General features: G+C 69.6%; 15 protein-coding genes. 2 read left to right on the top strand and 13 right to left on the bottom strand.

The features are described 5' to 3' along the window. Window positions 1-356 precede the first annotated feature (356 nt). The gene (locus tag OCT49_RS35255) at window positions 357-1,016 is read left to right on the top strand and encodes a pentapeptide repeat-containing protein (protein ID WP_283856234.1); all 660 of its coding nucleotides are present in this window, start codon (window positions 357-359) and stop codon (window positions 1,014-1,016) included. Window positions 1,017-1,197: 181 nt separating this feature from the next. Here the strand turns inward: OCT49_RS35255 and OCT49_RS35250 are convergent, their stop codons facing one another. From OCT49_RS35250 to OCT49_RS35220, 7 genes are all read right to left on the bottom strand, one after another. After that, entirely contained in the window at window positions 1,198-2,436 is a 1,239-nt protein-coding gene (locus tag OCT49_RS35250) for an NAD(P)/FAD-dependent oxidoreductase (protein WP_283856233.1), read from the bottom strand. Between the two features lie 324 nt (window positions 2,437-2,760). Next, entirely contained in the window at window positions 2,761-3,549 is a 789-nt protein-coding gene (locus tag OCT49_RS35245; protein ID WP_283856232.1) for an SDR family NAD(P)-dependent oxidoreductase, read from the bottom strand. Next, on the bottom strand, window positions 3,536-3,919 hold the full coding sequence (locus OCT49_RS35240; RefSeq protein WP_283856231.1) for a bifunctional 3-phenylpropionate/cinnamic acid dioxygenase ferredoxin subunit: 384 nt from the start codon (window positions 3,917-3,919) through the stop codon (window positions 3,536-3,538). The genes OCT49_RS35245 and OCT49_RS35240 overlap by 14 nt, the downstream gene beginning before the upstream one ends. Next, the gene (locus OCT49_RS35235) at window positions 3,916-4,455 is read right to left on the bottom strand and encodes an aromatic-ring-hydroxylating dioxygenase subunit beta (protein WP_283856230.1); all 540 of its coding nucleotides are present in this window, start codon (window positions 4,453-4,455) and stop codon (window positions 3,916-3,918) included. The genes OCT49_RS35240 and OCT49_RS35235 overlap by 4 nt, the downstream gene beginning before the upstream one ends. Then, window positions 4,452-5,780 (bottom strand): aromatic ring-hydroxylating dioxygenase subunit alpha, encoded by a 1,329-nt coding sequence (locus tag OCT49_RS35230; RefSeq protein WP_283856229.1) that lies wholly within the window; start codon window positions 5,778-5,780, stop codon window positions 4,452-4,454. The genes OCT49_RS35235 and OCT49_RS35230 overlap by 4 nt, the downstream gene beginning before the upstream one ends. A gap of 20 nt (window positions 5,781-5,800) precedes the next feature. Further along, window positions 5,801-6,706, bottom strand: coding sequence for a VOC family protein (locus tag OCT49_RS35225; protein ID WP_283856228.1), 906 nt, complete (start codon window positions 6,704-6,706; stop codon window positions 5,801-5,803). Window positions 6,707-6,735: 29 nt separating this feature from the next. Next, entirely contained in the window at window positions 6,736-7,581 is an 846-nt protein-coding gene (locus OCT49_RS35220; RefSeq protein ID WP_283856227.1) for an alpha/beta fold hydrolase, read from the bottom strand. Between the two features lie 392 nt (window positions 7,582-7,973). Between OCT49_RS35220 and OCT49_RS35215 the strand changes: the two genes are divergently transcribed. Further along, complete coding sequence (locus OCT49_RS35215; protein WP_283856226.1) at window positions 7,974-9,422, top strand: MFS transporter; 1,449 nt, start codon at window positions 7,974-7,976, stop codon at window positions 9,420-9,422. Here OCT49_RS35215 and OCT49_RS35210 read toward each other — a convergent pair. The 6 genes from OCT49_RS35210 to OCT49_RS35185 all read right to left on the bottom strand — a co-directional run bounded on the left by OCT49_RS35210 (window position 9,402) and on the right by OCT49_RS35185 (window position 13,255). Next, the gene (locus OCT49_RS35210; protein WP_283856225.1) at window positions 9,402-10,022 is read right to left on the bottom strand and encodes a TetR/AcrR family transcriptional regulator; all 621 of its coding nucleotides are present in this window, start codon (window positions 10,020-10,022) and stop codon (window positions 9,402-9,404) included. The genes OCT49_RS35215 and OCT49_RS35210 overlap by 21 nt on opposite strands. 10 nt (window positions 10,023-10,032) lie before the next feature. Further along, window positions 10,033-10,845, bottom strand: a complete 813-nt coding sequence (locus OCT49_RS35205; protein ID WP_283856224.1) for an IclR family transcriptional regulator — start codon at window positions 10,843-10,845, stop codon at window positions 10,033-10,035. A 189-nt stretch (window positions 10,846-11,034) separates the two neighbouring features. Continuing rightward, the gene (locus OCT49_RS35200; RefSeq protein WP_283856223.1) at window positions 11,035-11,652 is read right to left on the bottom strand and encodes a LysE family translocator; all 618 of its coding nucleotides are present in this window, start codon (window positions 11,650-11,652) and stop codon (window positions 11,035-11,037) included. An 81-nt stretch (window positions 11,653-11,733) separates the two neighbouring features. After that, complete coding sequence (locus tag OCT49_RS35195) at window positions 11,734-12,519, bottom strand: helix-turn-helix domain-containing protein (protein WP_283856222.1); 786 nt, start codon at window positions 12,517-12,519, stop codon at window positions 11,734-11,736. Window positions 12,520-12,646: 127 nt separating this feature from the next. Continuing rightward, window positions 12,647-13,057, bottom strand: coding sequence for a PaaI family thioesterase (locus tag OCT49_RS35190; RefSeq protein ID WP_283856221.1), 411 nt, complete (start codon window positions 13,055-13,057; stop codon window positions 12,647-12,649). Between the two features lie 63 nt (window positions 13,058-13,120). Next, a complete protein-coding gene (locus OCT49_RS35185; RefSeq protein ID WP_283856220.1) occupies window positions 13,121-13,255 on the bottom strand; it encodes a hypothetical protein in 135 nt (44 codons plus the stop codon). Window positions 13,256-13,269: the final 14 nt, after the last annotated feature.

Raw genomic sequence — 13,269 nt, 5'->3', positions numbered from 1 at the left:
ACTCGCTGTCCGGGACGAGCGACACGCGCCCGCCTCCCGAAGGGGAGGTGAACGACCTTACGGGAAAGGTCAATTGGCCCTCTCGAGGTGTTTCGTGGACGCGCACGGCCGCCCCTGCCCTCAGACGCCGGCATGCGGAGGCGATGCGCCATGCGTCATATTTCCCTTATGGCCGCCTGGTTTCCGTGCGATGCCGCCTGTTCGGGCGGCGGGTTCCTGGCTCCCGGCGATTGAGCAAAGCACTGAGAGCTGCGATAGACATGGTGTGCCCCATCGCCCGAGCCACCCCGATGGCGCCTGCGTGAGCCCCTGCTGCCCTGAGCCGCCGACTCGATCCCTGTCCCTGGAGAAACCTGATGCGAGCCCGCCGTCCCCGTGAACTCGTCGAGCTTCCGTACGCGCACCGCCTTGCGCCGTTCACCGGGGGAATGGAAAGGGAGGGCACCTACGAGTGGCTCCACTTCGACGGCTGCGATTTCGAGGACGTGAACGGCGGAAGTTCCGGCTTCACCGAGTCCGCGTTCTCCGCGGTGACTTTCACTCGTGGCCGTTATCGGCGTTCCCAGTTCGACGACGTCTGGCTGCGCACCGTGCGCATGGTGGGGACCGACCTCGCGGAGACCACCTGGATGGACAGCGAGTGCGACGAGGTGGTCCTCGCCGGCACGGAGCTGTCCGGTTCCCACCTGAACCGGGTCACTTTCCACAACTGCAAGTTCGATTCGGTCAACGCCCGCCTGGCCAAGCTGAGGAATGTCTCGTTCGTGGACTGCCTCCTGCGCGACGTCGACTTCGGCGGAGCCGTGCTCACCGACGTCACCTTCCCCGGCTCCACCCTGGAGCGGACACACTTCGACAACGCCAAGATGACCAAGGTCGACCTGCGAGGGGCGGCCGGGCTGCACATCGCTTCCGGAATCGATGCCTTGAAGGGGGCGGTGATCAGTACCTGGCAACTCCTGGACATGGCGCCGGCCCTGGCCGAGGTCATCGGCCTCACGGTGAAGGACGAGTAGACGCGATCGGCCGGGGGCCAAGGCCCACGCCCCGCTCTGCGGGTGATCACCACGGGGTGCGGTGCGTCACGAGTGGAGGGACGCCCCAACACATCCGGCACTCGGGCGTCCCTCCGTACTGCGCCGCGCCGCACCGCGCCCGCCGCCGCCCGCCGATCCATCAGGGGCGACGGGACGGCTCTCAGGGCGTCGCGGGCACCCTGGCCAGTGCGCGCAGGTCGGCGGCGGGGGAGACCAGGGCCTCGACGGCCACAGGTGTACGGCGCTCGATCAGCGTGCGCGCCGATCGCAGTTCCCTGGGGCGGCTCATTCCGGCGGCGGCGACCAGGACGCCGCGGCGGGTCCAGAACCCGAGGAATCCGTTGTCCGCCTCCTCGTCGCGGAGGACGAACTCGTCCTCCGCCCCGGGCCGCCCGTACATCTGGATGGTCCGGCCGAACTGCTCGGAGTAGAAGTACGGCAGCGCGGTGTGCTTCTCGCGCACGCCCGCCATGACGGCTCCGGCCACCGCACCCTGCTTCTGGGCGTTGTCCCAGTGCTCGATGCGGCCACGACCGGCCAGATACGGGTTCGGTTGATTCGTGACGTCACCGGCGGCAAGTATCCAGGGAACACTGGTGTGGCAGTGCTGGTCGACGACGATGCCCCGGTCGCAGTGCACTCCGGCGCGTTCCGCGAGGGTGGTGTCGGGCCTCACCCCGATGCCGACCACGACGGTCGCGGCCGGCAGCACCTCCCCGGTGGACAACCGGACCCCGGTGACGGTGTCCGTGCCGGTGAAGGCGACCACGGACACCCCGGTACGCAGTGTGACACCCGCCCGTTCGTGCATGTCGGTCACCCGGGACGCCAGCACCGGGCCGAGCGGGCCTTCCAGCGGCTGTGCGCCCATCTCGACGACGGTGACGTCCAGCCCGGCCTCCCGGGCGACCGCCGCCACCTCCAGCCCGATGAAGCCACCACCCACGACGACCAGCGGCCCGCCCCCGCTCAGCCGTGCCGCCAGGGCCCGGGCGTCCCGTATGTCGCGCAGGGTGACGATGCCGGAGAGGGCGGAGCCGGGTACCGACAGGGTGAGGGGGACGACTCCGGTGGCCAACAGCACCCGGGCGGCACGCAGCGCCTGGCCGTTGTCGAGCACCACGGTCCGGTGCTGCGGATCGAGGGCGTGGACCCGCGTGCCCAGGCGCAGATCGACGCGGTACTCGTCGTACACCTCCCGAGGGGCGATGGGGTGCAGGAACCCCGCTTCTCCACCGGAGAGGGCCTTGGACAACGGAGGCCGTTCGTAGGGAAGTTCACCGCCCGCCTCCACGACCGTCACGCGCCCGGCGAATCCGTGCTGCCGCATCGAGAGGGCGGCCGCGATCCCGGCCGCGCTCCCTCCGACAATGACATGGTGGTGTTCCGCACCGTCCATTTGTGCCTCCGCTCTTCCCCGCCCCACTGGGCGGACGCCGACAAGGCTAGGAGCGGATTCCCGGCCGGGCGGGGAAGTGTTCCGGTGGACGGGACGCCGGATTACGGGCCCGGCGGGCGGGTGGCGGACATGACGCCGGACACACGGGCCCGGAGCCGCCCCCCTCGGGCGGCTCCGGGCGAGAGCAGGTCGCCGTGGCCCTCGACCACCCGGCGGAACCGGGCGGCCTCACGGGCGCAGCACATCCCGCCCCATCCGAAACAGCCCGAGCGTCCGCCGGACGCTCGGGCTGATGCGTGGGTCAGTCACCACCTTCCCGCGGGTTCAGGGCCGGGGCGGGACACCGACACTGCTGACGTCGATCACCGTTCCCGTGGTGGTCGTCGAGTCCTTCGACGCGAGCAGCACATACGGCCCCACCACATCCTCGGGCCGGACCACGACCCCGAGCGCCGTGCCCTTGCTGACGATCTCCTCGAGCGGCAGGACCCGATCGAGGTGGGAATCCGCCAGCCCCATCGACTCCGGGCCGCTTATACCGGTCTCCAGAACGCCGGGCGCCACCCCGTTCACCCGGACGTCGGGCGCCAGTTCGTAGGCGAACTGGCGGAGCAGACCGAGTGCCGCGTGCTTGGCCGCCGTGTAGATCGGGCCTCCTCCGGGGCCGGGGAAGAGCGCGGCGCTGGAGAGAGTGAAGATCATGCTCCCCCGCGACGTGCGCAGGAGTGGTGCGGCGGCCCTGGCCCCCAGCAGGTACCCCTTGACGTTGATCGCGAACAACTCGTCGAAGCCGCGGGACAGCTCTTCCACGGGGGTCCCGGTCAGCGACCGCCCGAAGTCCCACAGACCGGCGTTGGCGACGAAGGTGTCCAGGCCGCCGAACTCCCGCTCGGCGAGGGCGCAGGCGCGAGCGTTGTCCTCGTAGGAGGTGACATCACCCCTGGTGGTACGGACGGCGTCGCCCAGGTCGGCACCCAGTTGATCGAGCCGCTCCGCGGACCGGTCGAGTACGACCACGCGCGCGCCCTCGGCGACGAAACGCTCCACTATCGACCGGCCGAGCCCACTGGCGCCTCCGGTGACGAGGGCCGATGTCCCATCAAGCCAGCCCATCGCGGCCCCCGGTCCTGCTCGGACCCGCAGGGGCCGGGTCCTGCTGTTCGATGCGTACGTACAGCTCGTCACCGTCCACACGCACCTCGTGGGTCCGCAGCGGCCGGTAGGCGGGTGTGGAGAGCGCCGCGCCGGTGCGCAGGCAGAACTTCGCGAGATGCAGGGGGCATTCGACGGAGCAGTCCTCCACCCAGCCCTCGGCCAGCGAGAAGTCCTCGTGGGTACAGGTGTCGTCGACGCAGAAGAACTCGCCGTTCGTCCGGAACACCGACACGGGGGGTGTGGTGTCCAGTCGCAGTGCCTGCTCGTCGGCTATCTCGTCGACCCGGCAGGCGCGGATCCACGACGATGTGGTGTGGTGTTCGCTCACAGGAAGACACTTATGCTCGGGGCCAGCAGGGTAGTGGTGTCCAGCACGATCTTGCGGCGGGCCACCTGGAATCCCGGTTCGTCCGGGAGCCGGCGCAGCAGATCGGTCCGCTCGCCGAAGAAGGTGTCGTGGTGGCGTTCCGCCCTGCTGCGCAGGACATGGAAGTTGACCCGTACCTCGAAGGTGCCGTCGGCCAGCTCCACGGGACGGATGTTGGTGATCAGCCGGCGGGTCCTGGACGGCGGTTCCTCCGACCATGACTGGCCTGACGTGAGACGGCGCACCCGCCCCCTCAGAAACGTCTTGTCGTCGTCGAAGAAAGCCGCGCCGTCCGGGCCCGCGACTTCGAGGCTCCGCTCGCGGACGGTCCGGGTCACCCGGGTCGGCAGCCAGTAGTGCACGTCCTCGCTGAACAGCTCCAGCCACTCCTGGAACCGCTGGTCGTCGAGGAGTTCGGCCTCCCGGTACAGGAACTGCTCGATCCGGTGCTGGGTCGTCGGGTCGACGGGCGTGCGGGTGTCGGATGCGGTGGTCATGCCGTGTGCACCTCCTGCTGCTGCCTGTTCCGGTCGAGCTCGGCGATCTGCTGCCAGGACAGGCCGGACATGAGGTCGGCCCAGCGCTGGTACATGCCGCGGGCAGCCATCTCGGTGTACATGTCCTCGGTGACCCGGACGGAGGTGCCGTCCACGCCCTGCTCCTCATGGCCCAGGCCCATCTGGGCGTTGAAGAGCGACTTGCGGGCCATGTGACCACGCAGGACCTGCTGGATCTCCGTCCAGTTCTCACCGTCGTCGGTCTCGAAGACCCCGGCGGGGCTGAAGGACCGGATGGTGCTGGTCCGGATTTCTTCGCGGACCTTCTCCGGTGCGCCCTTGGGGACGAAGGTCCAGGCCCACACCTCGATCTGCCCCGGTCCGCGCGGATGCCAGACCCGCATGGTGTTGTTGATGTCGAGCCACGAGAAGTTGGGGAAGACGGTGTTGTGACCGTTCGCGGCGAGGGCACGCTGTTCGCCGCCGCGGCGATGGATCTCTTCGCGGTGGGTGTCGAGCCAGGCGTCGAACTCGGGCCCCGACTGGGAGGGGATGATGTCGGGCCGCACGGCGAACCCCGAGCCGTGACCGTTGCCGGAGAACTGACGGCCCGGCACGGTCAGGTTCATCTCGTGCAGCTGGGCGAGTTGCTGCGGGTCCTCGATGAGAGCCACCAGGGCGGACGTGTGGGAGGACGGCACGTGGTACATGTCGCTGCCGAACTGTTCGGCGGCGAACTTCCAGTTGCAGTCGATGACCCACTTGGTGGCGCCGGGGATCAGGGTGATGCCCTCGTCGTACCGGTCGGCCATGGCGTCGAGCTGCCACGCCATGTCGCCCAGGTACTCCTCGAAGGAGGGCGCGTCCTCGTCCCACGTACCGAAGTAGAAGCCCTTGTGGTTGTGCACCCGCGGAACCCGCCGCGGGCCCCACTTCGACTTGTCGATCTCGTTGTGGTAGGCGCGCTCCTGCATCGGTACGTTCACGAGCTCGCCCGCCAGGTTGTACGCCCAGCCGTGATAGGTGCAGGTGAACGCCCTGGCCACGCCTTCGTCGCTGCGGCAGATGCGCATTCCGCGATGGCGGCACTGGTTGAGGAACGCCTTGACCGAACCGTCGCGCTGGCGAACCACCAGCACCGGGTCCTCGGCCATGTACGTCTGTATGAAACTGCCGGGCCCGGGCAGCTGGCTGTCGTGTGCCAGGAAGAGCCAGCTGCGGGCGAAGACATGCTCCAGCTCGGCCTCGTAGACCTCGGGGTCGGTGTAGATGCTGGGGTGGATCAGCCCCTTGTCGGGCTGGACCAGCTTGCCGATATCCAACATGACGATACCTTTCGCAGCTGTCAGGCGGCCGGGGGAGCGGGCGGGGCGCTGAAACGGTGGCCCCAGTTGCTGGTCGTCTCGTAGTGACTCACGGTCCAGTCCCGGTCGTCGATGACACGGCCGTTCCAGCCGTACTCGATGTCGAACCCGGAGGGCGTGCGCACGTAGAAGGACGTCATGCGGTCGTTGGAGTGCTCCCCGAGAGTGATCGGCACGGGGGCGTCCGCCCGGTTGACCGCGTCCATCGCCCGGCCCACCGCGTCCAGGGTCGTGACCTCCAGCATCAGATGGCCGATGCCCGCGGCCGGCGCGCCCTCCAGCGCGGCGAACGCGACCGAGTGGTGGCGGGGATTGCAGTGCAGGAAGTGCGCGGACTGCGGGCCGAAGGAGATCGTGTCGGAGAGCCGGAACCCGAGGTTGTCCAGGTAGAAGGCGGCGGCCTTCGCCACGTCTTCGGCCAGCAGGAAGGCGTGCCCGATCCCGATCTCGCCGTACTCGGTCTCCCCGGCGACGAAGGTGACCCCGCGGGGGGAGGAGAAACCGGCCCTGTCGACGGTCGCTCCCCAGTACGCCTCGACACGGTTGCCGCAGCCGTCGCGGAAGGTGACCAACTGGCGGACCCGGCGGCGCTCGGCCAGGGCCGCGTCCTCGCGCACCTCCACGCCGCGCGAGCGCAGCGTCTCCGCCAACCGGTCCAGTTCCTCCCGCGACCTGACCTCCAGGCCGAGCGCGACGAGGGATTCCGGGCCGGCGGGTGCACCGGCCTCCACCGCCAGCCGCCAGGACCGGCTGTCGTTCTTGAAGAAGAGGGTGTCCGGGTCCGGCGACCGGCCCAGCTGAAGCCCCAGCACCTCCGTGCCGAACTGCTTCCACTCCTCCAGGGGGCCCTGCACGACGACATAGCCCAGTGCACTCACGGTGCTCATGATTCTTCTCTCCGTCGGGTATCGGCCGGCTACAGCTGTCCGGCGAGGAACGAACGGGTCACGGCGTTGAAGTGGGCGGCCTGCTCGATCTGCGCCCAGTGCCCGCAGTGCGGGATCAGGTGCAGACGGGCGTTGGGGATACGGCGCGCGAACCACTCGCTTCCCTCCGGCGGGACGATCACGTCCTCCCGCCCGTGCACCAGCAGCACGTCGTGGGGAATGCGGTTCAGGGCGATCTCGGGGAGGCCGGGGCCCGTGCCGGGCGCCATCGTGAACGTCTGCCGGTGGGAACGCTCCACCTCCGGGCGCACCGCCACCGCCAGTCGCTCCTCGGCGATGGTTCCGAGCCGGTCGCCGAACAGGTCGGGGTCGTGGAGCATGAAGGAGATCAGTTCGGCCATGGCCCGGGGTGTCGGGTCGTCGTAGAAGTTGATCAGCCGCATCATCGCCGGGGTCGGCCCGGTCATGTTCCCGGCGCCCGCGGCTCCCATCAGTACCGCCTTGCCGAAGCGCTCCGGGGCACGGGCCAGCAGGTGCAGGGCGAGGGCGCCGCCCATCGAGTTGCCGACCAGATGGACCCGGTCGAGGTCGAGCTCGTCGAGCAGTTCCAGCACGGCCTCGACGTTCTGCCGGATGCGGGCGCCGGGCGGTGTGTCCGGGTGGCTGGAGTCGCCCCAGCCGACCTCGTCGATGACCAGGCAGTCGTAGGAATCGGCGAATGCCGGGATGGTGCCGCTGAAGTTGGACATACCGGTGGCGCCGGGGCCCGAGCCGTGCAGGAAGAGAACGGCATCCGCGTTGCCCTCCCCGGCCCGGTTGAGCCGGATGCTGTGCTGTCCTGCTCTCACATCGGATGTGACGATCGAGTTGCCCATGAGTCTTGCTCCATTGATTGAGTCACCTTGGTGCCCACGGAACGGCCCGGGGCCACCAGCCGCCCGGACCCGGGGACGAAGCCGGAGGGCTCCGTCACCGCGGCGGGCCCGGCGGGGACGCGCGGGTGCGGGAAAGGTGCGCTGCCGTCAGCCCGTACGGTGGAGACGACCGCGATGAGAGCCACGGAGCGTCACCGTGATCGCCTCCACCGAGGGTGAGTCTCGGCCTGCGGGACCTCGCGCGGGGAGGATCGTTCCGGTGGCCGGAACACCACCGCATCCGCATCGCCGAATGCGGGATCAGTCGCCTCCGGTACGCGGCCGGACGGGGGGTGTCCCGGCCATCGGAACAGCGGCCCCTCGCCGCGACGGCCGCTGGCTACGGTGCCGCCATGCCAAGCCCTGTGGACCAACCACCCGCCCCTTACGGGCGCCTGCTGTTCGCCCTGTGTTTCGCCGGCGTGGTCGCCGGGGCGATGCCGGCCGTCGTCGTGCCGGTCCTGCCCAACATCGCGCAACAGCTGAATGTCTCCGTCAGCACGGCCAACTGGTCGGTCACGGCAGGCCTGTTGATGTCGGCCGTCACCGTCCCGGTGTTCGGCCGGCTCGCCGATCTGCGCGGTGGCCGCAGGGTGCTGTTGTGGTGCCTGGCGGTGCTCACCGCCGGCGCGGTGCTGTCCGCCCTCGCCCCGTCCATCTGGCTGCTGATGCTCGGCCGCACGCTTCAGGGCGCGACAGGAGCGGTGTTCCCCCTGGCCATCACGGTGCTGTACCGCGAGGTGGCAGGGGAGCGCCGCACCTCCGCCATGGCGCTGATGTCCGGAACGCTCGCCGTGGGCGGCGGGCTCGGGCCGGTGATCGCCGGTGTGCTGAACCGGGTCGAACCCGATTACCGGGTGCTGTTCTGGCTCTGCGCCGCGCTCGGAACGGTCTCGCTGCTCCTGGTGGTCCTGTTCGTGCCCCGGCGGGAGGCAGCCGTCGGCACCGGACGGGTGGATGTCACGGGAGCCACTCTGCTGGGCACGGCCCTGGTGCTGGTGATGCTGCCGTTGTCACAGGGGACCGCCTGGGGCTGGACCTCGGCACCGGTCGTCGCGATGGCCGTCGGCGCGGTGGTGACGTTCCGGCTCTTCCTGCGGGCGGAGAACCGCCACCGCGACCCCCTGCTGGACACGGAACTGCTGCGTCGCCGACCGATCATGATCGCGAACCTGGTGTCCGCGCTGGTCGGCGCCGCCATGTACCTCTCCTCGTTGGTACTGAGCCACCTCGTGCGCAGTGCACCGGAGTCCTCGGGCTACGGCTTCGGCGCTTCCGCGCTGACCACCGCGTCGGTCTACCTGCTGCCGTGCGCCGTCGCGGCCGTGCTCGCCGCGCCGGTCGGCGGCCGGCTGGTCGTCCGTTTCGGCAGCCGCGCCACCCTCGTCGTATCCGGCCTCACGGGCATCGTGGGCTTCGCCGTCCTGGCCCTGGCCCACGACCGGCCCTGGCAGGTGGTGGCCTCCAGCTTCACCATCGGGGTGATGGTGAGCCTGGGGTACGCCGCGCTCCCGGCGCTGCTGGCCCAGTTCGTGCCCCCGTCCCGGGTCGGCATGGCCAACAGCGCGAACGCGCTGACCCGTTGGGTGGGCGGCGCGGCGGGAAGCAGCCTTGTCGCGGCAGTGCTGGCCGCCTTCACCCCGGAGGGAGGCGGTACGCCGGGCGAGAGCGCCCTCGTGGTGCTCGCGGCGACCGGAGCGGTCATGGCCGCGGCCGTCGTTCTCCTGGCGCGGTTCGGACTGTCCGTGCCCGGTGCCGCCGGTCCTCCGGGGCGTCGGGGCTCAGGGGGTGGTCGCCACTGACCGGCCGGCGGCGCTTTCCCTGATGGTCATCAGGACGAACTGGCGCAGGCGCCGCATCCCCATGGCGACGCCGCCTGCCCCGTTCTCGGCGAAGACCACCAGTCCGGCGGTGAACGACACGGTGAGTTCCGCCAGTTCCTCCGCGAGTTCCTCGGCGTCCGGTGCGCCGCACTCCCGGGCGACCGGTTCGATGGCGGCGGCCAGCTCGTCCCGCACGCGGCGGCGCGCCTCGTGGACCAGGGGCGCGATCTTTCCGTCCTTGTCCTCCTGCAACTGCAGCAGGAACATCAGCCGCATGAAAGGAACCCCGTCGCGCATGACCTCGGCGGCCCGGTCGTAGTAGGCCCCGAGGCGGTCGAGCGGGTCGGCGCCGCCCAGTTCCTCCACCGCGGGCAGCTCGTCGAAGAAGAGGGTGGAGGCCCGGTCGACGACCGCGGACAGGAGACCGAACTTGTTGGTGAAGTGGTGATAGATCGAACCGACCGGCAGCCCGGACGCCTGGCAGACCTGGCTGATGGTGACATCCGCGTAGCCCCGCGAGCTGAACATGCTCTCGGCGGCGTCCAGGATCTGATCCCGGCTCGACCTGGTCGTATCCATGGCGCCCACCTTATCGACCTGCCGCGAGAAGCTGGAGGGCCGAGCCGGACACCAGCGAACGGGAGATCGCCCCGGCGGCCTGGCGAAGCGAGCTGACCAGGACGTGCCCGCTGCCGGCCGAGGCCGCGAATCCCACCGAGACGGCGGCGACGGCACGATGCTGGGCCAGTATCGGCACCGCCACGCAGGCCAGCCCCTCGACGGCCTCCTCCCGGTCGACCGCGAATCCGTCGGTCCTGATGGCGGCCAGTTGCCGACGGACACCTTCCGCCGATACCAGGGAGTGGGCTGTCCTGCGCGGCAACGGCCCGGCCAGGGCATCGGCCACCACCCGCTCCTGCGAGAACGCCAGCATGGCCTTGCCGATGGCGGTGCAGTGGGCGGGCAGTCGGCCGCCCACCACGGCGGGGGACGGATCGTATTTCCGGCTGCGGAGCTTCTCCAGGTAGACGGCCTCCCCGTCGCGCAGAATCGCCAGGTGCAGTGTCTGTCCGGTGACCCGGTGCAACTCTTGGAGATGCACCATCGCGGCGTCCCGAAGGGCCACTTCCGGGGGCAGGGCACCGAGGGTGAACATGCGCAGCCCCACGCGGTATCCACCGTTGTGCTGCTCGACCGCGCCCACCTCGAGCAGCATGGCCAGCACCCGGTGCGTGGTGGACTTCGGCAGCTCGCTGCGGCGCATGATCTGCGCCAGAGTCAGTACCCGCCGGCTGTGGCTGAACGCTCCCAGGACCCGGAATGCCTTCCACAACACCGACGGAGCCAGCGAGCTTCCCGGGACGTCGACGGGGGTCGGGGCCGGCAACGGTTGATCGGTCATTTCTGGGATCACCTCACCACGTTAGAACGATTGCTCTAGAATCATCGTTCTAAGAAGCTACTGGTGTATCGCGACCGGGTCAACAACCGGAAGAGGACAACGACGGGTGAACGGGCCACGAGCCGGCCCGGGGCCCCGGTGTGCTTTTCCACGAGCGGTGCGGACGTCACCGCGAGCGACATGCGCAGGTCAGCGCATCAGCTCGGTGACGAGCGTGAGGATCATCCCCAGGCCCAGGACGGCGAGGAAGCCACCGGCGGCCTTCGTCAGCCACGGGAGGACACGGGAGAGCTTCGCGAGTGCGCGCTCGGAACCCAGCGCGACAGCGACGAAGAGATCCCAGACGAGCACGATCGTGACCATCCACACGCCGTAGAACACCAGCGACACCGGGCCCGCGTCGGCAAGAGCCGCGGCGAGGCTGACGTAGAACAGCGCGTTCTTCGGATTGAGCAGGCCCGACGCGAGCCCGAGGCCCAGGTTCTTCGCCCAGGTGGTGTGCCCGGCCCGGGGCTGTTCGGCGAGCTCGACGCCGGCCTCGGCCCGGAAGAACGCGATCCCGATCCAGACGAGGAACACGCCGCCGGCCGCCTGGATCGCGTGCAGGACCATGGGCGCCGAGATCAGCGACAGCCCCGAGAACGCCGCAGTGATGAAGATGCCGTTCGCACCGGCGATCCCGACACATATGGCCGCGGCGTTGCGTCGGCCACCGGCCGTCGCGGTGCGGGCGATGAGGAAGAAGTCCACTCCGGGGATCAGTAGGGCGAGGAAGTGCGCGACCGCGACAGCGAGGAACTGCTCCATCTCTTCTCCAGAGGCGTTGACGATGATCTGTCCCGCCGAACTCTGGGGTGGCAGCGCACTGGGGTCTTGTACGAAGTTGCGTCAGCGACGGTACGCGCCGGGAGTGGCGGCGACGTGGGCCCGGAAGACCCGGTGGAAGTGGCTCTGGTCGGTGAAACCGAGCGCGTACGCGGTCTCGGCGAGCGAGCGCCCGTCGCGGAGCATCGCCCGCGCGGTGATGATGCGGTCGTTCTGCCGCCACGCCAGCGGAGGCAGCCCGGTGGCGCGCTTCATGGCCCGGATGAGTTGGTACTTGTCCATCCCGGCGACCTCGGCCAGCTCATCGAGCCCCGGGGCCGGCTCGGCCTCGTGCAGCCGGTCGATCACTGTGCCCAGACGGGCCAGGAGGGCCGCGTCGGTGGCGGGAGCGATCCGGTGGTGCGGGGCGAGCTCTGCGCAGTCGTGAAGGACCTGACGGAATTCGGTTTCGGCACGTTCGGCATCGGCGCCGAGAAACAACAGATCGTTGATGGTGCTGAACCGGTCGTGCAGGCCCGGGTGACGGAAGACGCTGATCTCGGTCGGCAGGCTCCCCGGCTCATCGGGCAGGAGTGTGGTGATCCAGTCCTGATCGGCCTGGATCATCTGATACCTCCAACGACCGTTCTCCGGGTTGCAGGCGTGGACGTGCCCGGCAGGGATGAGGATCACGTCGCCTGCGGCGAGCGGAAGGGCCTCGCCCGCCGCTCCGGCGAACGTGGTCAGGCCGGAGTCGATCAGCCCGATCGAAAAGCGGTCGTGGGTGTGCGGCCGGTAGCAGGTGATTTCCTGACAGGAACGCCGTGACTCCAGGTGCGGCAGGAGTGCGCTGTGCCAGAACTCGGGCATCAGCCATCACCCGCCTTGCGTCGAGAGACCAGGAATCACCGCGGCCGGGCCGACGCCGGCACCGCCGTTTCGCAAACAAGCTTATCGGCGCCACCGGCGTCGGCGGATCCCCGCCGAGTGCGCCCTCTCACTCCTTCAGGAGCACCGCCTGAGTCTGGACGGTCATGCCGACACGGCGCTCCTCGTCGTACAGGTTGGTCTGGACCGTGATGAAGCGCCGCCCGGTGTGCACCGGCCGGGAGATGGCCCGGACCCTGCCCTTCTTCACCCCGTGAAAGAAGTTGGTCTTGGACTCGATCGTGGTGGTGGCCGCCCCGGGCGGCAGGTTGAGGAAGGCGCACACGGCGCCGACGCTGTCGGCGAGAGCCATCAGCGCCCCGCCGTGCAGGGCGCCCCCCAGCGTCGTGTGTTCCGGGCTCCAGTCCAGATGGCCGCGGACCTCATCCGCGGTGGCGTGGTCGAGGGCGACGCCGATGCTCCGCGCGTGCGGCATCGCCGCCACGAGTTCGTTGTGGGACGGCTGCGGGGTGTTCGTCATGATGGGCCTGCCTCGGCTCGACGGTCGGAAGAAGGAATGGGTGGAAACTTCGGGAGCCGGGGCTCAGTGGGCGTCTATGGCCTCGACGTACCGGCCCCGGCTCATCAGGTGTTGCAGTCGGCCATCGGCCGCTCCGGTGGTGCCGTGCGCCTGCTTCACGTACAGGTTCCCGAAGGCAGCGCGGACCCCGGGCGTCATGTGCCGGTCGTCGC

The organism is Streptomyces sp. ML-6, assembly GCF_030116705.1.
Classification (GTDB): Bacteria; Actinomycetota; Actinomycetes; order Streptomycetales; family Streptomycetaceae; genus Streptomyces.
Note: the sequence above shows the minus strand (reverse complement) of the source record. Positions and strands in the feature narration are given on the sequence as shown.